The following is a 21,004-nucleotide window of genomic DNA, read 5'->3' on the forward strand; positions in this document are numbered from 1 at the left end:
TTGAAGCTAAAAAGGAATCTTTTATGACCCAGAAATTCGACGTAGTGGTGATTGGTGCAGGTCCTGGCGGCTATGTAGCTGCCATCAAGGCTGCCCAACTTGGTCTGAAGACTGCCTGTATCGAGAAATACACCGACGCCGAGGGCAAACTGGCCCTGGGCGGCACCTGCCTGAACGTAGGTTGCATTCCGTCCAAGGCGCTGCTGGACAGCTCCTGGAAGTACAAGGAAGCCAAAGAGAGCTTCAACGTCCACGGTATCTCCACTGGCGAAGTGAAGATGGACGTCGCCGCGATGGTTGGCCGCAAGGCTGGCATCGTCAAGAACCTGACCGGTGGCGTTGCCACCCTGTTCAAGGCCAACGGCGTTACTTCGATCCAGGGCCACGGCAAGCTGCTGGCTGGCAAGAAAGTCGAAGTCACCAAGGCTGACGGCACCACCGAAGTCATCGAAGCCGAGAACGTCATCCTGGCTTCCGGCTCGCGCCCGATCGACATTCCCCCGGCTCCGGTTGACCAGAACGTCATCGTCGACTCCACCGGCGCCCTGGAATTCCAGACCGTACCGAAGCGCCTGGGCGTTATCGGTGCCGGCGTGATCGGCCTGGAGCTGGGCTCGGTATGGGCTCGCCTGGGTGCTGAAGTCACCGTGCTGGAAGCCCTGGACACCTTCCTGATGGCTGCTGACACTGCCGTGTCGAAAGAAGCCCAGAAGACCCTGACCAAGCAAGGCCTGGACATCAAGCTGGGCGCTCGCGTCACCGGCTCGAAAGTCAATGGCAACGAAGTTGAAGTGACCTACACCAACGCCGAAGGCGAGCAGAAGATCACCTTCGACAAGCTGATCGTTGCGGTCGGCCGTCGCCCTGTAACCACCGACCTGCTGGCTTCCGACAGCGGCGTGACCATCGACGAGCGCGGCTACATCTTCGTCGACGATCATTGCGCCACCAGCGTGCCGGGCGTGTTCGCCATCGGTGACGTGGTGCGCGGCATGATGCTGGCCCACAAGGCTTCGGAAGAGGGCATCATGGTCGTCGAGCGCATCAAGGGCCACAAGGCCCAGATGAACTACGACCTGATCCCGTCGGTTATCTACACCCACCCGGAAATTGCATGGGTCGGCAAGACCGAACAGTCCTTGAAGGCCGAGGGTGTTGAGGTTAACGTAGGCACCTTCCCGTTCGCGGCCAGCGGCCGTGCGATGGCCGCCAACGATACCGGTGGTTTCGTCAAGGTCATCGCCGATGCCAAGACCGACCGCGTGCTGGGTGTACACGTGATTGGCCCGTCGGCTGCCGAACTGGTGCAGCAGGGTGCAATCGCAATGGAATTCGGCACCAGTGCCGAGGATCTGGGCATGATGGTCTTCAGCCATCCAACCCTGTCCGAAGCGTTGCATGAAGCAGCGCTGGCGGTGAATGGCGGCGCCATTCACGTGGCCAACCGTAAGAAGCGTTAATTATAAGAAACCACGGCGGGCAGCCCGTCGTGAGTCTTGCGTGCATGACTCACCGCGGAACGTCCGCCGGACCGGATCACACGGGAAAACCCGGGGTCAACGGTCACAGGTGGTGCGGCGCCAGTAATGGCGCAGCGCCGAAGCGCAGTACCTAACGAAGACGGTAAAAAGCATGAATCTTCACGAGTATCAGGGTAAGCAGCTGTTCGCTGAATACGGCCTGCCAGTTTCCAAGGGTTTCGCAGTCGATACCCCTGAAGCTGCAGCAGAAGCTTGCGACAAGATCGGCGGTTCCGAGTGGGTTGTAAAAGCCCAGGTTCACGCAGGTGGTCGCGGTAAAGCGGGCGGCGTCAAGCTGGTTCGCAGCAAAGAAGACGCCAAGGCGTTCGCTGCGCAATGGTTGGGCAAGCGCCTGGTAACCTACCAGACCGACGCCAACGGTCAGCCAGTGACCAAGATCCTGGTCGAATCCTGCACTGACATCGCCAAAGAGCTGTACCTGGGCGCTGTAGTCGATCGCTCGAGCCGCCGTATCGTGTTCATGGCCTCCACCGAAGGTGGCGTGGACATCGAGAAAGTCGCTCACGAAACTCCTGAGAAGATCATCAAGGCTACTATCGATCCACTGGTCGGCGCTCAGCCGTTCCAGGGTCGTGAACTGGCATTCCAGCTGGGTCTGGAAGGCAAGCAAGTTGCACAGTTCGCCAAGATTTTCGTAGGCCTGGCCAAGCTGTTCAAAGAACACGACCTGGCCCTGCTGGAAGTCAACCCGCTGGTCATCAAGGCCGACGGCGACCTGCACTGCCTGGACGCGAAGATCAACATCGACGCGAACGCCATGTACCGTCAGCCTAAGCTGAAAACCTTCCACGACCCGTCGCAGGACGATCCTCGTGAAGCCCACGCTGCCAGCTTCGAGCTGAACTACGTGGCCCTGGAAGGCAACATCGGCTGCATGGTCAACGGTGCCGGCCTGGCCATGGGTACCATGGACATCGTCAACCTGCATGGCGGCAAGCCAGCCAACTTCCTCGACGTTGGCGGCGGTGCTACCAAAGAGCGCGTTACCGAAGCCTTCAAGATCATTCTGTCCGACAGCAATGTCGCGGCCGTTCTGGTCAACATCTTCGGCGGCATCGTTCGCTGCGACATGATTGCCGAAGGCATCATCGGCGCGGTGAAAGAAGTCGGCGTTAAAGTTCCGGTTGTAGTTCGCCTCGAAGGCAACAACGCCGAACTGGGCGCTAAAGTACTGGCAGAAAGCGGTTTGAACATCATTGCGGCAACCAGCCTGACCGACGCTGCTCAACAAGTTGTCAAAGCTGCGGAGGGCAAGTAATGAGCGTCCTGATCAATAAAGACACCAAAGTCATCTGCCAGGGCTTCACCGGCTCGCAGGGTACTTTCCACTCCGAACAAGCCATCGCCTACGGCACCAAGATGGTCGGCGGCGTAACCCCAGGCAAGGGTGGCACCACTCACCTGGGCCTGCCGGTGTTCAACACCGTCAAGGAAGCCGTGGAAGCTACCGGCGCTGACGCTTCGGTCATCTACGTACCGGCTCCGTTCTGCAAAGACTCGATCCTGGAAGCGGCCTTCGGCGGCATCAAGCTGATCGTCTGCATCACCGAAGGCATTCCTACCCTGGACATGCTCGATGCCAAGGTCAAGTGCGACGAGCTGGGCGTGACCCTGATCGGTCCTAACTGCCCAGGTGTGATCACCCCGGGCGAGTGCAAGATCGGCATCATGCCAGGCCACATTCACCTGCCAGGCAAGGTCGGTATCGTTTCGCGTTCCGGCACCCTGACCTACGAAGCTGTGAAGCAGACCACCGACGCCGGCTTCGGCCAGTCGACCTGCGTCGGCATCGGCGGTGACCCGATCCCGGGTTCCAACTTCATCGACATCCTGAAGCTGTTCCAGGAAGACCCGAAGACCGAAGCGATCGTCATGATCGGTGAGATCGGCGGTTCGGCTGAAGAAGAAGCTGCGGCCTACATCAAGGCCCACGTGACCAAGCCAGTCGTTTCCTACATCGCCGGTGTTACTGCACCTGCGGGCAAGCGCATGGGCCACGCTGGCGCCATCATCTCCGGCGGCAAGGGCACTGCGGACGAGAAGTTCGCCGCCCTGCAGGACGCTGGTGTGAAGACCGTGCGTTCGCTGGCTGACATCGGCAAGGCCCTGGCCGAGCTGACTGGCTGGGAAGCCAAGAAGTAATACTGCTACACCCCCCACGCGCACAGAGGCCACCTTCGGGTGGCCTTTGTCGTTAATGCGCCTGGGTTCCCGTTTGGGGCTCTTCGCAGGCTAAAAAGATTTTTCGATGGGTTTGATAGGATTTTTCACACAGACCAATGTTTCAATCCGAGGATAATTCCTACTGTCCTCGGTCGCACAGACGACAAACATGTACGCACATCGGACAAGCAGCACTGTGCCAGTGCGTTTGACTGACAAAACAGTTACATTACGCGTTCACTCTGTGCCCGTACCCCAAAAGGGAACGACACGCTAAACGGGTCTGGCCTATCAAGCCGGGCAGCATTTCCCCTCATCCAAAGGGAAATCCCCTCTCGAATCCCGATTTCAGCAGTGTGGTACTACCTTAAATGAAAGTTCTCAAAGGCCAGGATATCCTGGCGCTTGGCTTTATGACGTTTGCGCTTTTCGTTGGCGCGGGCAATATCATCTTCCCGCCTATCGTCGGTCTGCAGTCTGGCCCGCACGTATGGATGGCAGCACTGGGCTTCCTGGTGACCGCCGTGGGCCTGCCGGTCATTACCGTGGTCGCTCTGGCCAAGGTCGGTGGCGGCATGGATGCACTTAGCAGCCCGATCGGCAAGTTCTTCGGCGGCCTGCTGGCGGCGGTGTGTTACCTGTCGGTCGGCCCGCTGTTCGCCACCCCGCGTACGGCGACCGTGTCGTTCGAAGTGGGCGTTGCACCGCTGACCGGTGAAAGCCCGCTGGCACTGTTCATCTACAGCCTCGTGTACTTCGTCGTGGTGCTGGCCGTGTCCATGTACCCGGGCAAGCTGCTCGACACCGTCGGCCGCTTCCTGGCACCGCTGAAGATCATCGCCCTGGCCGTGCTGGGGATTGCTGCCTTCGCGCTGCCAGCGGGCACCATTGGTGAGGCACAGCCGGCCTATGCCGCTGCCGCGTTCTCCAAGGGCTTCTCCGATGGCTACCTGACCATGGATACCCTGGGTGCCCTGGTGTTCGGTATTGTCATCGTCAACGCCATCCGCTCGCGCGGCGTCGAGTCGCCGAAGTTGATCACCCGCTATGCCATCATCGCCGGCCTGATCGCGGGTGTCGGCCTGGCCCTGGTGTACATCAGCCTGTTCCGTCTGGGTGCCGGCAGCCACGACATCGCGGCTGACGCCACCAACGGTGCGGCGGTACTGCATGCCTACGTGCAGCACACCTTTGGTTCGCTGGGCAGCGGCTTCCTCGCTGTACTCATCGCGCTGGCTTGCCTGGTGACGGCAGTTGGCCTGACCTGCGCCTGTGCCGAGTACTTCAGCCAGGTTCTGCCGCTGTCTTACCGTGCGCTGGTGGTGATCCTTGCGGGCTTCTCGCTGCTGATCTCCAACCTGGGCCTGACCAAGCTGATCATGTTCTCGATCCCGGTGCTCACCGCCATCTACCCACCCTGCATCGTGGTGGTGGGCCTGAGCTTCGTGAAAGACTTGTGGAACTCGCCGACCCGCATCCTCGCACCGGTGATGCTGGTTTCGTTGCTGTTCGGCATGGTCGATGCAATCAAGGGCAGCAGCATCGCCCACGTGCTGCCGGACTTCATGGCGCACTTACCGTTGAGCGACCAAGGCCTTGCCTGGCTGGTGCCTTCGGTGGTGACCCTGGTTGGCGCCGTGGCCTGCGACCGCATGCTCGGCAAGCCACGCGAGGCGTTGGCCTGATGGTTGAAGCCTGAGGGCGGCACCGGCCACAAGCCGAAGGGTGCTCGCCAGAGGTCTAGACTCGAAAGCCCCGTATCCGGAAGGATGCGGGGCTTTTTTTGTGCGGTCCCTTTGCCCGGTGCGCTCTTTGTGGGAACCACGCCTATTTCTCTGCACAGCTGTGTCTTTTGCCGCTTGCCAGCGTCGAAACCTGGTCCCTATCCTCTAGGCCTCTGGCGCTTTCGGGAACCCTGCATGAACTTCATCCAAAGCAACTTCAATAACCTGCTGGCCATCGCATGGTTTGCCCTGTGCTGGGGTGGTTATACCCGCTATGCCATCTGGAAGGGCCGCGACACTGCGTGCCTGGCCAGCGTGTTGCACCTTTACCGTGAAGACTGGATGCGCCGCATGCTGCTGCGCGACAACCGCATTGCTGATGCCAGCGTGATCGGCAACCTTGAACGCAACGCGTCGTTCTTTGCCTCCAGCACCCTGATCATCCTTGCTGGCATTCTTACCGTGCTCGGTGCCTCCGACCGTGCGCTCTCGCTGCTGGCAGACCTGCCGCTGGTGCAACAGACCTCCCAGGGCATGTCGGAGATCAAGCTGCTGTGCCTGGCCACGGTCTTCGTCTACGCTTTTTTCACGTTCAGCTGGTGCATGCGCCAGTACAACTTTGCCGCGGTGCTGGTGGGTTCGGCGCCCATGATCGGGGAACGGCTGGTCAATGAGCTGGAGCGCAAGGCGTTCGCGTCGCGGGCGGCACGGGTATTGTCGCTTGCCGCCAACCAGTTCAACCTGGGCTTGCGTTCCTATTACTTCGGCATGGCCATGTTGAGCTGGTTTATCAGCCCGTGGTTGTTCATGGCGATGAGTGTGGGTGTCGTGTTTATTCTGTACCGTCGTGAGTTCCACTCGGATGTGCTGGATGTGATGGTGTTCACACCCACCGAAAGTGTACCGGCAGAGCCTGCCAAGGAAAGCCCCGTGGTCGGCAACTGAAACGTTTAATCGAAAACTTTCAGGCACAAAAAAACCCGACAATGTCGGGTTTTTTTGTTTTAAACAATTACTGTTTGGCAGGTTCAGCCGGAGTAGCTGGCGCGGCTTGCGGAGCCGGAGTAGCCGGTGCGGCTTCTTCGGCAGCCTTCTGCTCGGTTTCGGCCTGATCTTTGGCGGCTTCGGCGTTTTCCTTGGCAGCGTCGTTCATTTTATCCTGAGCTTCGCCCATTTTTTCCTGGGCTTGCTCGGCGTGTTCCTGTGCGTCTTGGGCTTTGTCTTCGCTCGCTTTATCGCAAGCGGCCAGGCCCATGGCAGCAGCCAGCATCAGAGCAAAAGCAAAAGGTTTACGCATGGGTGTGTTTCTCCTTGGTGGAATAAGTGACTTGTTCCTTCGAGTGCAACTATGCGGAATAAGTTCCACGCAGATTACAGATATATAACGCCGTGTTCTACATGGACTTTTTAACGAACTCATGCCGCCGCGTGGCGGCGGGCGGGAACAGCCTATGAGCGATTCAACCTTGATGGCAATGGCCGAGCGGTTTCTCTCGGCGTTAAAACATTGCCAGCTGTTGCAGATGCGTGTGGCGCAGGCTGATGGCGATGGCATGACCTTGGTCCTGCCCTGGTCAGCAGGCATCGTCGGCAACCCCCAGACCGGCGCCGTGCATGGCGGTGCGCTGACTACGCTGATGGACACCACTTGTGGCATGGCCACGCTGTGCGTGCTGCCCCGCTTCGAAGTGTGCCCCACGCTGGACCTGCGCATCGACTACATGCACCCGGCCGAAGCTGGCAAGGACATCTACGGTCACGCCCAATGCTACCGGGTTACCCGCGACGTGATCTTCACCCGGGGCACAGCCTATCAGGACAACCCCGACCAGCCCATCTGCCAGGTGGTGGGGACGTTCATGCGCCTGGGGCAGGAGATCAAGGGCGGTATCCGTTTCGGCAATGGCCTGAAGGAGGGCGGCGCATGATTCCGCATGCGGTTCGCCAGCAACTCAACGCTGCCCACGCGGTCGGTGATTACCGGCCATTGCTGGCGCTGATTCCCTACGCAGGGCTTATCGGCATCGAATGCGAGCGCCAGGGCGATGACCTTCTGTTCCGCCTGCCGGCGAGTGCGGACAACATCGGCAACCCGTTGCTGCCCGCTATCCATGGTGGCGTGATAGCGGGGTTCATGGAGTTGTCCGCCGCGCTGTACCTGCTGATCTACAGCGAAAGCGCGAGTATTCCGAAGATCATCGATTTTTCCATCGACTACCTGCGCGCCGGGCATTTTCGCGATACCTATGCCCAGTGCCAGCTGTGGCGCCAGGGCCGCCGGGTGACCAACGTCGCCATTACCGCCTGGCAAGGCGACAGGCAGGCACCCATTGCCACCGCCCGTGCGCATTTCAAGATCGAGCCGGAAAAGCCCTTGAAATCATCCGCTCAGCCCCCATCTGAATGACATCCGCCATTAACGCAGGCCAAATCGCTTGCCAGGCGCCACTGCCATCAGATCGGAGTTTCGAAGACCATGACTGTGGAAACACAAAAGGAAACGTTGGGCTTCCAGACCGAGGTAAAGCAACTGCTGCACCTCATGATTCATTCGCTGTACTCGAACAAGGAAATCTTCCTGCGGGAACTGATTTCCAACGCTTCCGATGCCGTGGACAAACTGCGCTTCGAAGCCCTGGCCAAGCCAGAGTTGCTTGAGGGTGGCGATGAACTGAAAATTCGCCTGAGCTTCGACAAGGACGCCGGTACCGTGACCCTCGAGGACAACGGCATCGGCATGAGCCGCGAAGACGTCATCGCCCACCTGGGCACCATCGCCAAGTCTGGCACCGCCGACTTCATGAAGAACCTCACCGGTGACCAGAAAAAGGACTCGCACCTGATCGGTCAGTTCGGCGTGGGCTTCTACTCCGCGTTCATCGTGGCCGACAAGGTCGACGTTTACAGCCGTCGCGCCGGTCAGCCTGCTGCCGAGGGCGTGCATTGGTCGTCGAAAGGCGAGGGCGAGTTCGAGGTCGCCACCATCGACAAGCCACAGCGCGGTACCCGCATCGTCCTGCACCTGAAGCAGGAAGAGAAAGAGTTCGCCGATGGCTGGCGCCTGCGCAATGTGGTCAAGAAATACTCCGACCACATCGCCCTGCCTATCCAGCTGCCGAAGGAGCAGGCTGCCGCCGAAGGCGAAGAGCAGCCGGCCGAAGAGTGGGAAACCGTCAACCGCGCCAGTGCCCTGTGGACCCGTCCGCGTACCGAGATCAAGGACGAGGAATACCAGGAGTTCTACAAGCACATTGGCCATGACTTTGAAAACCCGCTGACCTGGAGCCACAACAAGGTCGAAGGCAAGCTCGAGTACAACTCGCTGCTGTATGTGCCGGCCCGCGCACCGTTCGACCTGTATCAGCGCGAAGCGTCGCGCGGCTTGAAGCTGTACGTGCAGCGCGTGTTCATCATGGAGCAGGCCGAATCGTTCTTGCCGCTGTACCTGCGCTTCATCAAAGGTGTGGTCGACTCCAACGACCTGTCGCTGAACGTGTCTCGGGAAATCCTGCAGAAAGACCCGATCATCGAGTCGATGAAGACCGCGCTGACCAAGCGCGTGCTGGACATGCTGGAGAAGCTCGCGAAAAACGAACCCGAGCAGTACAAGGGCTTCTGGAAGAACTTCGGCCAGGTGCTGAAGGAAGGCCCGGCCGAAGATTTCGCCAACAAGGAGAAGATCGCCGGCCTGTTGCGCTTTGCTTCCACCCACGACGACAGCGGCGAGCAGAGCGTTGCCCTGGCCGACTACCTGGCCCGTGCCAAAGAGGGCCAGGACAAGATCTACTACCTCACCGGCGAGTCGTACGCGCAGGTCAAGAACAGCCCGCACCTGGAAGTCTTCCGCAAGAAAGGCATCGAAGTGCTGCTGCTGACCGACCGTATCGATGAGTGGCTGATGAGCTACCTCAACGAGTTCGACGGCAAGGCTTTCGTCGACGTCGCCCGTGGCGACCTGGACCTGGGCAACCTGGATTCGGAAGAGGACAAGAAAGCCCAGGAAGCAGTCGCCAAGGACAAGGAAGGCCTGGTCGAGCGCCTGAAAGGCGCGCTGGGTGACAGTGTTGCCGAAGTGCGCGTGTCGCACCGCCTGACCGACTCGCCGGCGATCCTGGCGATTGGCGAGCAGGACCTGGGCTTGCAAATGCGCCAGATTCTGGAGGCCAGTGGGCAGAAGGTACCGGAGTCCAAGCCGATCTTCGAGTTCAACCCGAGCCACCCGCTGATCGAGAAGCTGGACAACGAACAGAGCGAAGACCGCTTCGCCGAGCTCTCGCATATTCTGTTCGATCAGGCGGCCCTGGCGGCCGGTGACAGCTTGAAGGACCCGGCGGCCTACGTTCGTCGCCTGAACAAGCTGTTGGTCGAGCTGTCTGCTTGAGTTGATGCAAAGGAAAGCCCGCTTCGGCGGGCTTTTTTCATGGCGCGCTTTTTATAGAAAGTGCCTAAGGAGTGCTTGATGAGCAAGGTAATCGTCGAATCGCTGGTTTATCACCTGTCCGGCAAGGCTTACGAAAGCCGGCTGGTCTTTGAGCCAGGTGCGCTGGGCCGCCCAGGCCTGGTGATGGCGCCGAACTGGATGGGTATTGGCGAAGGTGCCGAACGCATCGCCAAGGAAGTGGCCGAGAAGGGTTATGTGGTGCTGATTGCCGACCTGTACGGCCAATCTGTACGCCCGTCCAATGCCGACGAGGCCGGTGCGGCGATGATGCCGTTGAAGAACGACCGTGGCGAGCTGCGCAAGCGTATGCAAGAAGCCCTGGCGCAACTGCTGGGGCAGTCGAAGGCGCTGCTGGAGCCTGGCAAAGTTGCCACGTTCGGCTTCTGCTTCGGTGGCTGCTGTGCCCTGGAACTGGCCCGTTCTGGCGCCGACCTGCGTGCGGCGGTGTCGTTCCACGGCACGCTGGACACGCCGAACCCTGAAGATGCCAAGCACATCAAGGGATCGGTGCTGGTGTTGCATGGCGCCTCCGACCCGTTGGTGCCGAAAGAGCAGTTGCCAGCATTCGAGGACGAGATGAACGCGGCCAAGGTCGACTGGCAGTTGCTGAGCTATGGCGGGGCGGTGCACTCGTTTACCGACCCGAATGCCAACGTACCAGGCAAGATGCAGTATGACCGCCGCACTTCCGAGCGGGCGTTCCGCTCAATGCACAACCTGCTGACTGAAGTGTTCCAGCGCTGATATAGCAGGGGGCGCTGTGCGCCCCATCGCCGGCAAGCCAGCTCCCACAGTACAGCGTACGCCGCTCTTTGTGGGAGCTGGCTTGCCGGCGATGGGCTGCAGAGCAGCCCCAGATTTACCGGGGCAACTCGATCCTTGAGGTTTCCCCCGGCACCACCGGCCAATCCCCCGCAGCCCACCGCGCCCTGGCTTGTTCGATCAGTTCCGGGTCACTGGCCACGAAATTCCAGTTCATCCGCCGCGGCCCATCCAGTGGTGCCCCGCCAATCAGCACCAGCTGGCACTCCCCCTCTGCATACAGCGTCATGTCCTCGCCCTCTGGCAGCACCACCAGGCTGCAAGGCTCCACGTCCTCATCGTTCAGCAACAGCTCGCCATCCAGCAGGTAAAGCGCCCGCTGGACGTGCTCACTCGGTATCAGCAGCGTCGTCGCTGGTTGCAGCTGGACATGCGCATAAAGAGTGGGGGAGAGCACCGGCACCGGTGACGCCAGGCAGAACCCGGTGCCGGCAATCATGCAAATGCGCACCCCCAGGTTGTCACTCACCGGCAGGCTCGCCGCCGGGTAGTGGCTGTAGCTCGCCGGGCCTTGCTCGTGCTCCTGTGGCGAGGCTAGCCACACTTGCAAGCCGTGCAGGCACGAGCCATGGGCCAGGGCATCTGCGGGTGTGCGCTCGACATGGGCCACGCCGCTGCCAGCCGTCATCCAGCTGACATCGCCGGGGAGTACCCGCTGCTCCGAGCCGAGGCTGTCCTTGTGCAGGATCGCTCCCTCGAACAGGTAGGTCAGGGTCGACAGGCCGATGTGCGGGTGCTGGCGGATGTCCATGCCATGCCCTGGGGCATAGTCGGTTTCGAGCATGTGGTCGAAAAACACGAATGGGCCGACGCTACGGCACTGGGCTGCCGGCAGCGGGCGCAGGATCGGCTGGCCCTCGACCGATTCGGCACGTGGGCGGATGATCAGGGGGCTGCTCATGCGGTGGGCTCCAGGCGCGGTGGAAATGCCTCAAGCATAGCGGTTTGCCCGCTGTGGCTGAACCGTCTGGATCGCCGGCGGGTCTACTGTTTTCATCACCGGAGAAGGAAGCTGCCCATGATTGCCCGAGCGCTGGCCTGCGTGTTGTTGTCTGGCAGTTTGTGCCACGCGGCACTGGCGCGCGACTACCGCTACAGCGATGCTCACCTGCACTACGTCGACTTCTTCCAGGAAAGCGAAGGCATGCCGGCGTTGCTTAAGGCGATGGATGCTGCGGGCGTCGAGCAGTCGATGATTTCCGGCATCCCGGTGGCCAAGAAATGGCATGAAGACGAGCCCAAGCGCCCGCGCTATTACGCGGGTGACGACGCCGATGCCTACTGGTACAGCGCCACCGACACTTACGTGGCCGCAGCCCTGCAGCAGTTGCCGGTCGAGCAGCGCAAGCGCTTTCATCCGTTCCTGACCGGTTTCAACCCGGTGGACAAGAATGCTGTCAGCCATATTGAGCGCATGCTCGATCTTTACCCAGGGCTGTGGCAGGGCATTGGCGAGGTCTTCACCCGCCACGATGACCTCACGGCGCTGACCAGTGGGGACACGCCACGGGCCAACAACGAAGCCATGACGCGTATCTACCACCTGGCGGCGGAGCGTGACCTGCCGGTGCTCCTGCATTCCAACATCACCTCCAAGCGCGAGCGCAATCCACTGTACCTGGCGGAAATCGAAGAGCCGCTGCGCAATCACCCGCATACGCGCTTTATCTGGGCGCACGCCGGCAGCAGCATGGAGATCCACCGGCACCAGACACAGATGGACTTTTTACTGCCGGTGGCGACGCGGTTGCTGGAGGATTACCCGAACCTCTATGTCGACCTGTCGTGGAGTGTGTTGCAGCCTTACCTGCTGGACAACAAGGGTGTGCCGCGCAAGGAATGGCTGGCGTTGGTCGAGCGGTTCCCGGAGCGGTTCATGCTGGGGTCGGATGTGGTGGGGCGGTTTGGCAGCCTGGGGGAGCAGATGCACGGGTTCAGGCCGTTTCTGGATGCTTTGCCTGAGCATGTAGCGAACAAAGTAGCCCGCGATAACTTTCTGGCTGTGCTGCCCAGGCAAAAATAGGGGTTGCCCGTACGGGCTACACATGAAAACGCCCCGAACCAGTCGGGGCGTTTTCGATTACCGCATCAGCGTCTTACTTGCCTTCCCAGCGCTTGAGCACCAGGGTGGCGTTGGTGCCGCCGAAGCCGAAGCTGTTGCTCATGACCGTGTCGATCTTGGCGTTTTCTTCGGTTTTGCGCAGGATCGGCAGGTCAGCGACCTCCGGGTCCAGCTCGTCGATGTTGGCAGAGCCGGCGATGAAGTTGTTTTCCATCATCAGCAGGCAGTAGATCGCCTCGTGCACGCCAGCAGCGCCCAGCGAGTGACCCGACAGGCTCTTGGTCGAGCTGATCTTCGGTGCCTTGTCGCCGAATACTGCGCGAACGCCCTTGATCTCGGCAACGTCACCGACCGGGGTCGAGGTGCCGTGGGTGTTCAGGTAGTCGATCGGGGTGTCGACGGTGGACAATGCCTGCTGCATGCAGCGGATGGCACCTTCGCCACTCGGGGCAACCATGTCGTAGCCGTCGGAAGTGGCGCCGTAGCCAACGATTTCGGCGTAGATCTTGGCGCCACGGGCCAGGGCGTGTTCCAGCTCCTCGACCACCACCATGCCGCCACCGCCAGCGATGACGAAGCCATCACGGTCAGCGTCGTAGGCGCGAGAGGCCAGTTCCGGGGTTTCGTTGCGCTTGGTCGACAGGGCGCCCATGGCATCGAACAGGAACGACTGGCTCCAGTGCTCTTCTTCACCGCCACCGGCGAAGACGATGTCCTGCTTGCCCCACTGGATCTGCTCCAGGGCGGTACCGATGCAGTGTGCCGAGGTGGCGCAAGCCGACGAGATCGAGTAGTTGATGCCCTTGATCTTGAACGGGGTGGCCAGGCATGCCGAAACGGTGCTGCCCATGGTGCGGGTAACGCGGTATGGGCCGACGCGTTTGACGCCTTTCTCGCGCAGGGTGTCCAGCGCTTCCATCTGGTTCAGGGTCGAGGCGCCGCCGGAGCCAGCCACCAGGCCGGTACGCGGGCTGGAAACCTGCTCTTCGGTCAGGCCGGCGTCCTTGATCGCGTCCTGCATTGCCAGGTAGGCGTAGGCAGCGGCATGGCCGACGAAGCGGTAGACCTTGCGGTCGATCAGTTCTTCGAGGTTGAGGTCGATCGACCCGGAAACCTGGCTACGCAGCCCCATTTCCTTGTAATCCGGGTTGAAACGGATACCCGGACGGCTGTTGCGCAGGTTTTCGGTGACGGTAGCTTTGTCATTGCCCAGGCACGATACGATGCCCAGACCAGTGATAACGACGCGGCGCATGCGAATAACCCTTAGAAATTGTCAGTGGAAGTGAACACGCCGACCCGCAGGCCTTCGGCAGTGTAGATCTCACGGCCGTCGACGCTGACCGAGCCATCGGCGATGGCCATGTTCAGCTTGCCCTTCAGGACACGCTTGATCTGAATGTTGTAGGTGACTTTCTTGGCTTCGGGCAGTACCTGACCGAAGAACTTCACCTCGCCCGAGCCCAGGGCGCGGCCGCGGCCCGGCAGGCCTTGCCAACCGAGGAAGAAGCCAACCAGCTGCCACATGGCGTCGAGGCCCAGGCAGCCCGGCATGACCGGATCGCCTTCGAAGTGGCAGGCGAAGAACCACAGGTCCGGGGTGATATCCAGCTCGGCGACCAATTCACCTTTGCCGTACTTGCCGCCTTCTTCGCTGATATGGGTGATGCGATCGACCATCAGCATGTTCGGCGCGGGCAGTTGCGCATTACCTGGGCCGAACAGCTCACCGCGACTGCAGCGCAGCAGGTCTTCCCGAGTAAAGGCGTGTTGTTTGGTCATGCGAGCTCCTCAATAACCCCCTGTGGCAGGGGATGAATCTTCCCGGCCGGCCCGAAAACCAACGGCTTCGAGACGGCAGCCTACAGGTAGACTATTGCGTTGTGGTGAAAGTCACAGCGCACCTGCCGAAAGAAGTACAGGTGTGCACTGAAACGTCTATTTTCAGGTCCGATGAAGGTCCTGTCCAGTGTTTAAGACTGCCGCACTTTAGCATTTATCGCCAGTCGCGGTTGTCTGACCGGGCAACCAGCGTTGCAGCACCCGCTGCAGTTCGGTGCGACGCAAGGGTTTGCTCAGGTAGTCGTCCATGCCGGCGGCCATGCAACGCTCGCGGTCGCCCTGCAAGGCATTGGCGGTCAAGGCGATGATCGGTAGGCCGGCGCCGTTGGGCAGCTGGCGTATGCGCCGGGTAGCTTCGTAGCCATCCAGGTGCGGCAGGCGGCAGTCCATCAGCACAGCGGCAAAGCGCTGCCGGCCAACCAGGTCGACCGCCTCCAGGCCGTCTTCGGCCGTGCATACCGCCAGGCCCAGACTGCGCAGCATGGCTTCGATGACACTTTGGTTGACCGGATTGTCCTCTACCAGCAGTACCTGATCGTTGTCAGACACCGTGGTTGGCGCAGCTGCTGGCGTCGTCAGCGCGACGGGGGCAGGGCTGGCGAGGGCCAGCGGCATCTCCAGGGTAAAGGTGGAACCCAGGCCTTCACGGCTTTCACCGCGCAGCTTGCCGCCCATGCGCTCGGCAAGGGTGCGGGCGATGGACAGCCCTAGCCCGGTACCGCCATACCGGCGGGAAATCGAGCTGTCAGCCTGCTGGAACGCAACGAACATCATCTCCAGGCGGGCGCTGTCAATGCCGATACCGGTGTCGCGCACGCTGCAGGTCAGCCAGATCAGCTGCCGGTCGAGTACCTGCCAGCGCGCCTCCACCTGCACTTGCCCGCGTTCGGTGAATTTCAGGGCGTTGCCGATCAGGTTCAGCAGGATCTGGCGGATGCGCGTGGGGTCGCCGTTCACCTGCAGTTGCCCGATACCGGGCGGCAGTTGCAGGTGCAGGCCCAGGCCGCGCTGCTGGGCGCTGTGCTGGAACGACTGGACGCTGCTGGTGATCAGCTCGGCGAGGTTGAAGTCGATGTGTTCCAGTTGCAGCGCGGCGCGCTCGATGCGCGAGAAGTCGAGGATGTCATTGATGACTTTCAGCAAATGCCCGGTGGATTCGCTGGCCACTGCGGTGTAGTCGGCCTGTTCGTTGCTCAGTGGCGTGGTTTCCAGCAATTGCAGCATGCCCAGCACGCCATTCATCGGGGTGCGCAGCTCATGGCTCATCATCGCCAGGAAGTCCGATTTGGCACGGTTGGCCTGTTCGGCCTCCTCACGGGCCTGGATCAGCTCGGCAATGGCCTGCTTCTGTTCGTCACTGGCCTGCTCCAAGGCGCTGGCCAGGTTGTTGATGTGGCGCGCCAGGTGGCCCAGTTCGCTGTCGTCGACCACTGGCAAGGGGGTGTTGTACTCGCCTTGCTGGATTGCCTTGACCGCATGCCCCATGTCGCTGATCGGCTTGGCCAGGCTCAAGGCCAGGCGACGCGCCAATATAAAGGTGAACAGCAGGGCGAACAGCGCCAGGATGCCGGCCTTGATCACGATTTCCTGTTGGCGTTGGCTGAAGGCGTCATCAGACATGCCGACGATCACCCGGCCCAGATAATCATCGCCAATGGCGGGTGAGGCGGCCTTGCCCTGCTGCAGGAAGTCGCTGTCCAGGCGGATTTGCTGCAGGCGTATGGGCGCCTGGAACACCTCGACACGTTGCGCGCGGTTAGCGCTCTCGTCGGACTGCTCGACGTACACAAGGATGTGGTTGCGGCTGTCCTGCACCTCGAGAAAGCGCACGTGCGGGATACTGAGGGTGGCACGCATCAGGCCTTCGAGCACTTCGTTGTTGCCTGAGATCACCCCGTACTCCGAGGCTGGGGCCAGCTGGTTGGCGATCAGTTGCCCGGTGTGGTTAAGCTCCTGGCGCAGGTCCTGGATCCGCACGAAGGTGAAGAAGCTGATCAGCAGCAAGGTCAGCAGCAGGGCAGGGCCCAGGCTGATGATTTGCGTGCGGGTGTGGATGTCCCAGCTCAGGCCTTTGCTCATGGGGTGGGCTCTCCTTCTGCCAGGGCCTTGGCGGCGGCGTTCGGATCGATCGGTTGCAGGCCCAGGGCGCGCGCCACCTGCTGGTTGCCGCTGACGCCGAAGCGTGCCGGGTACAGGCTGCGCGGCCAGCGCCCTGGCGGCTGGTCGAGCAACTGGTCAAGTACTGCCAGCCAGTCCTCCTGGTCGCTGTAGGTGCTGGCCAAGGCGCCGGCGCGAACAAAGCCGGCGTTCGGGCCGATCAGCGCCATCTGACGGCCATAACTGCTCAACAGCAGGTTCTTTGCAGTCTTGGAGTTGTACAGGTCCGGGTCATCCAGGCCCAGCAATACATCACTGTTACCCAGCAGGTGCTGCAGGGGGCGGCTGTCACGCAGGTCGGGCCAGGCCTGGGCAATGATCTCCAGGCCTAACGGTCGAGCCGCATGGCGCAGCTCTTCAAGCAGGAACCCACTGTGCTCGCCGTACAGCACTCCAATGCGCTGTGCCTGCGGCAGCAGGTAGCGCGCAAGGCGCAGTTGCCGGCCCAACGGCGGGTCACTCCACAGCAGGGTGAGGAACGCTGGGCGCGACTTTCCCAGGCGCTGCTCAGCCTGTACCCGGCTTATGCGCATGGCCAGCGCTGGCGGGCCGGCGTTTTCACCCAGCCGCCATTCCAGGGCGGCATTGTCCATCAGAATCAGGCGCTGGCCAGTTTTGAGCTTGCCAGGGCTTGGCAGGTCGGCTGTGGTCTGGAAATGCACATGATCGCCCGGCCGACGGCTTTCGAGTGCGGCGACGAAACTGCGGATGCCAGGCTGATCTTGCGCGCCTACCAGCAGAATTTCGCTGGCGGACAACGGCCCCAAGGGCCACAGGCACAGCAGCAACAGGCGCAGCACCAAGGCCATCAGAACGCCAGCTCCGCGCTGAAGCTGAGGCGGTGGCGGCTGTCGTAGCGGTTCTGCACGGTCGTGGTCGGTTCGTCGTCCAGGCGCTGCTGCCATAGCGCCGCCAGTTCCAGGTTGCTGCCCTGCACCCGAAAGCGTTTGGCCACGCGCAGGTCCAGGCGCTCGTAGCGGTACTGGTTGAGCGCATCGTCACCGTAGTAGAACAGCGCACTCGACCAGCCATCGCCCCATTCGCGCATCCAGCCGACCGAGCCGCTGTTGCGGGCGGTGAGGCGGCGGTCGTCGGGGTTGCTGGCCCAGGCATCGACATAGGCATAGGTCAGGCGCAGGCGGTCACGCAGGGTGGGGCGCCAGTCCAGTTGCGTCTCGCTGCCGCTGAACCGGGCCTTGTTGGCGTTGCTGGCGATGTACTGGTTGTTCTTCAGGGGCTCGCTGATCATGCCGGTGATCTCGTCATAGAACAGCTTCACATCCATGCTCAGGTCGATGTCGCTGAAGTAGCCGTTGTAGCCCAGTTCGCGCGAGCGCATGCGCTCCTGGTCGAGGTCGCCCGGGCCGCGGGTCTTGACGAAATACTCGCCGTGCTGCTGGCCGAACACGTCGCGGCTGAGGTTTTTGACCGTGTAGCTCCAGTTGATGTTGTTCTCGAACATGTCGGGCGAGCGCACCGCCTCGGAATACACTGCGCGCAGGCCGTGGCGCGGGGTGATCAGGTAGTTGACCGCTACGCGCGGCGTCAGCGAACTGCCCGACAGACGCGAATCTTCGAGCATGGCCCCGCCCTGCAAGATCCAGTGCTCGTCGGCGCGCCATTCCAGCTGGCCGAACAGGCGCCAGGTCTGGTCATCGATGCTGCCGTTGAAGTAAGTCTGCGAGTCGGCACGATCATAGCGGTAATTCACCCCACTGAGCAGGCGCAGGCTGTCGGTGAGGCTGAGGGTGTCCTGGATTTCCAGGTCATAGCGGGTTTCGCGCGTGCTCTGGTCGACATCGCCGCACACCGCACTGCTGCCGCCCTGGTTGTTCCACTGATCCTTGATGGCATCGACCAGCGCTTGTTCAGCAGGGTTGTTGCTGGGCGGCGGGTTGTTGGCACCGCGTGCCACCAGCTCGGCGTAGTTGGGGTTCATCTGCCACAGCCGGGTCAGTTCGGGGCTGAACGACAACGCGGCATCACAGGCCCGCCAGACCTGTTGGCGGTCAAAGTGTTGGGCAGAACCCTGCACATACAGGCTGTGATCGGGGTTGAAATCGATGTTCCAGCGTACCGACCCTGCGTAGTCCTTGGCATTGACGTCGGCATTGTCGCCGCGCTGGGTGACGTAGGGGAAGACAGGTTGGTAGGTGTAAGGCCGCTGGTTGCTGCCTTCTTTTGCCGCCAGTTGCCATTCCAGGGTCTGGTTCAGCGACAGATTGTGGCTGGCACTGAGGTTGAAACGGGTCAGCCGGCGGCTGTCCCGGTAATCCTGGCCGAACGGGTCGTGGTCGAAACCGTCGTCCTGCTGGCCCGACAGTGACAGGCGCATGTCGCCGCCCTCCCAGCCGAAGCCGTGGCTGGCATAGAAGTCATTGATGCCGTCCTCACCTCGGGTCACCTTCAGCCGTGTGCCGTGGCTGTCGGCAGGGTTGCGGGTGAGAATGTTGACCACCGCCATCAGCGCGTTGGCGCCGTAGCTGACCGTGTTGGGGCCGCGGAACACCTCGATGCGCTCGATGTCTTCCATGGCCAGGGGGATGTCGCTCCAGTCCACCGTGGCCAGGCCTGCACGGTACACCGAGCGGCCATCGATCAGCACCTGCATGCGCCGTGCTTCGCTGGCGTTGCTGCCGTGGTAGTTGACCGTCGGCTGGTTGCCGGCACCGTAGCCGATCATCATGCCCGGTACCAGGCGCAGCAGTTCGGGGATGTCACGTGCGCCGCTGGCGCGGATCAGTTCGCTGTCGAGCACGGTCATGCTGCCCGGGACTGCCGCCGGGGATTGTTTCAGGCGCGTGGCGGTCAGAACCTGCGGCAGGTCACTGTTGTCGATGAACAGGTCGTCGCCCATGGCCGGGCCACCGAGCAAGGCAGTCAGTATCAGCAGGCGCGGGAACGGGGGCGTGCCAGGGAACACGGGGGGGCCTTGTATCAGGAATGGAACAGGCATGGTAACTGACCTTGGCGTATTTTCCAGTGATCTGCGGCGGTTTTGCAGCGTGTCTGTCCTGACGCTTTTATGGGGGCGAAAATCGAGCGCCGCCCGGGCGGCGCATCGTGAGCCAGCTCGCGCCTACAGGGGTTGCAACGTGGCCATGACAGTGTCATCTGCGTTGCTGGCCTTGGCGCAAGGCAGGCGAGCCGTATAATGACGGGGTCGCCACTTAACTTTTGGCTTTAACGGATTGGATATGACTGAACAGCAACCTGTTGCAGTTCTGGGAGGCGGCAGCTTCGGCACCGCCGTGGCGAACCTGCTGGCGCAAAACGGTGTGCCGGTGCGCCAATGGATGCGCGACCCGGCGCAGGCCGAGGCCATGCGCGTCAACCGCGAAAACCCGCGCTACCTCAAGGGCATCCGCCTGCATGATGGCGTGGAGCCGGTCAACGACCTGCTGGGCACCTTGCAGGCCAGCGCGTTGATTTTTGTCGCCCTGCCATCCAGCGCCTTGCGCAGTGTGCTGGCGCCCCACGCCGAGCTGTTGCGGGGCAAGGGCCTGGTCAGCCTGACCAAGGGGATCGAGGCGCAAAGCTTCAAACTGATGAGCCAGATCCTTGAAGAGATCGCCCCCGATGCCCGCATCGGCGTGCTGTCGGGCCCCAACCTGGCCCGCGAGATCGCCGAACATGCGCTGACTGCCACGGTGGTCGCCAGTGAGGACGAACAGCTCTGCCAGCAAGTGCAGGCCGTACTGCATGGGCGCACCTTCCGTGTCTACGCCAGCGCCGACCGCTTCGGCGTCGAGCTGGGCGGGGCGCTGAAAAACGTCTATGCCATTATCGCGGGCATGGCCGTGGCCTTGGGCATGGGCGAGAACACCAAGAGCATGCTGATTACCCGGGCCTTGGCCGAGATGACCCGCTTTGCCGTCAGCCAGGGTGCCAACCCCATGACCTTCCTTGGCCTGGCCGGTGTGGGTGACCTGATCGTCACCTGCTCCTCGCCCAAGAGCCGCAACTACCAGGTGGGCCATGCGCTGGGTCAGGGCCTGAGCCTGGAGCAGGCGGTCAACCGCCTGGGCGAAGTGGCCGAAGGCGTCAACACCCTCAAGGTGCTCAAGGCCAAGGCGCAGGAGGTGCAGGTGTACATGCCGCTGGTGGCCGGCCTGCATGCCATCCTGTTCGAAGGCCGCACGTTGAACCAGGTGATCGAGCACCTGATGCGCGCCGAGCCCAAGACCGATGTCGATTTCATTTCCATCAGCGGTTTCAACTGAGCCCTTGGCGGCTCTGACACGAGCAAGGA

General features: G+C 61.7%; 18 protein-coding genes. 11 read left to right on the forward strand and 7 right to left on the reverse strand.

Translation table 11 applies throughout. From position 1 onward, the window contains the following. Positions 1-23 precede the first annotated feature (23 nt). From lpdA to J3A71_RS09780, 5 genes are all read left to right on the forward strand, one after another. Positions 24-1,460 carry a dihydrolipoyl dehydrogenase gene (gene lpdA / locus J3A71_RS09760; RefSeq protein ID WP_016488278.1) on the forward strand — a complete coding sequence of 479 codons (1,437 nt, stop codon included), beginning with the start codon at positions 24-26 and terminating at the stop codon, positions 1,458-1,460. A 172-nt stretch (positions 1,461-1,632) separates the two neighbouring features. After that, positions 1,633-2,799: an ADP-forming succinate--CoA ligase subunit beta gene (gene sucC / locus J3A71_RS09765; protein WP_008091914.1), complete on the forward strand. Its 1,167-nt coding sequence runs from the start codon at positions 1,633-1,635 to the stop codon at positions 2,797-2,799. Continuing rightward, complete coding sequence (gene sucD / locus J3A71_RS09770) at positions 2,799-3,683, forward strand: succinate--CoA ligase subunit alpha (protein ID WP_003254203.1); 885 nt, start codon at positions 2,799-2,801, stop codon at positions 3,681-3,683. Before sucC ends, sucD begins: the two co-directional genes overlap by 1 nt. A 392-nt stretch (positions 3,684-4,075) precedes the next feature. Next, positions 4,076-5,389 (forward strand): branched-chain amino acid transport system II carrier protein, encoded by a 1,314-nt coding sequence (brnQ, locus tag J3A71_RS09775; RefSeq protein WP_016488277.1) that lies wholly within the window; start codon positions 4,076-4,078, stop codon positions 5,387-5,389. 234 nt (positions 5,390-5,623) lie between these two features. Further along, on the forward strand, positions 5,624-6,373 hold the full coding sequence (locus tag J3A71_RS09780; protein WP_016488276.1) for a DUF599 family protein: 750 nt from the start codon (positions 5,624-5,626) through the stop codon (positions 6,371-6,373). A gap of 67 nt (positions 6,374-6,440) precedes the next feature. Here the strand turns inward: J3A71_RS09780 and J3A71_RS09785 are convergent, their stop codons facing one another. Next, complete coding sequence (locus J3A71_RS09785) at positions 6,441-6,725, reverse strand: hypothetical protein (RefSeq protein ID WP_096426564.1); 285 nt, start codon at positions 6,723-6,725, stop codon at positions 6,441-6,443. Between the two features lie 154 nt (positions 6,726-6,879). Between J3A71_RS09785 and J3A71_RS09790 the strand changes: the two genes are divergently transcribed. The 4 genes from J3A71_RS09790 (at position 6,880) to J3A71_RS09805 (ending at position 10,613) form a co-directional block, all read left to right on the forward strand. Continuing rightward, positions 6,880-7,356: a PaaI family thioesterase gene (locus J3A71_RS09790; RefSeq protein WP_096426563.1), complete on the forward strand. Its 477-nt coding sequence runs from the start codon at positions 6,880-6,882 to the stop codon at positions 7,354-7,356. Further along, positions 7,353-7,835: a PaaI family thioesterase gene (locus J3A71_RS09795; protein ID WP_016488273.1), complete on the forward strand. Its 483-nt coding sequence runs from the start codon at positions 7,353-7,355 to the stop codon at positions 7,833-7,835. Before J3A71_RS09790 ends, J3A71_RS09795 begins: the two co-directional genes overlap by 4 nt. A 69-nt stretch (positions 7,836-7,904) precedes the next feature. Beyond that, positions 7,905-9,809, forward strand: a complete 1,905-nt coding sequence (gene htpG / locus J3A71_RS09800) for a molecular chaperone HtpG (protein WP_070086416.1) — start codon at positions 7,905-7,907, stop codon at positions 9,807-9,809. Between the two features lie 78 nt (positions 9,810-9,887). Next, entirely contained in the window at positions 9,888-10,613 is a 726-nt protein-coding gene (locus J3A71_RS09805) for a dienelactone hydrolase family protein (protein WP_016488271.1), read from the forward strand. Between the two features lie 115 nt (positions 10,614-10,728). On the opposite strand, the gene J3A71_RS09810 is transcribed toward J3A71_RS09805, so the two are convergent. Continuing rightward, complete coding sequence (locus J3A71_RS09810) at positions 10,729-11,592, reverse strand: pirin family protein (protein WP_096426562.1); 864 nt, start codon at positions 11,590-11,592, stop codon at positions 10,729-10,731. A 117-nt stretch (positions 11,593-11,709) separates the two neighbouring features. Between J3A71_RS09810 and J3A71_RS09815 the strand changes: the two genes are divergently transcribed. Then, a complete protein-coding gene (locus J3A71_RS09815) occupies positions 11,710-12,714 on the forward strand; it encodes an amidohydrolase family protein (protein ID WP_096426561.1) in 1,005 nt (334 codons plus the stop codon). A gap of 73 nt (positions 12,715-12,787) precedes the next feature. Here the strand turns inward: J3A71_RS09815 and fabB are convergent, their stop codons facing one another. The 5 genes from fabB to J3A71_RS09840 form a co-directional block, all read right to left on the reverse strand. Then, entirely contained in the window at positions 12,788-14,008 is a 1,221-nt protein-coding gene (fabB, locus tag J3A71_RS09820; protein WP_016488268.1) for a beta-ketoacyl-ACP synthase I, read from the reverse strand. 11 nt (positions 14,009-14,019) lie between these two features. Then, complete coding sequence (gene fabA / locus J3A71_RS09825; protein WP_016488267.1) at positions 14,020-14,535, reverse strand: 3-hydroxyacyl-[acyl-carrier-protein] dehydratase FabA; 516 nt, start codon at positions 14,533-14,535, stop codon at positions 14,020-14,022. Between the two features lie 207 nt (positions 14,536-14,742). Further along, positions 14,743-16,674, reverse strand: coding sequence for an ATP-binding protein (locus J3A71_RS09830; protein WP_016488266.1), 1,932 nt, complete (start codon positions 16,672-16,674; stop codon positions 14,743-14,745). After that, positions 16,671-17,561 carry an ABC transporter substrate-binding protein gene (locus J3A71_RS09835; RefSeq protein ID WP_016488265.1) on the reverse strand — a complete coding sequence of 297 codons (891 nt, stop codon included), beginning with the start codon at positions 17,559-17,561 and terminating at the stop codon, positions 16,671-16,673. Before J3A71_RS09835 ends, J3A71_RS09830 begins: the two co-directional genes overlap by 4 nt. Further along, on the reverse strand, positions 17,561-19,708 hold the full coding sequence (locus J3A71_RS09840) for a TonB-dependent receptor (protein WP_023048241.1): 2,148 nt from the start codon (positions 19,706-19,708) through the stop codon (positions 17,561-17,563). The genes J3A71_RS09835 and J3A71_RS09840 overlap by 1 nt, the downstream gene beginning before the upstream one ends. 241 nt (positions 19,709-19,949) lie before the next feature. Between J3A71_RS09840 and J3A71_RS09845 the strand changes: the two genes are divergently transcribed. Continuing rightward, positions 19,950-20,975: an NAD(P)H-dependent glycerol-3-phosphate dehydrogenase gene (locus J3A71_RS09845; protein ID WP_096426560.1), complete on the forward strand. Its 1,026-nt coding sequence runs from the start codon at positions 19,950-19,952 to the stop codon at positions 20,973-20,975. Positions 20,976-21,004: the final 29 nt, after the last annotated feature.

Origin of the sequence: Pseudomonas sp. PvP089, assembly GCF_017875165.1 — a bacterium.
In the GTDB taxonomy this organism is placed as follows: Bacteria; Pseudomonadota; Gammaproteobacteria; order Pseudomonadales; family Pseudomonadaceae; genus Aquipseudomonas; species Aquipseudomonas fortuita.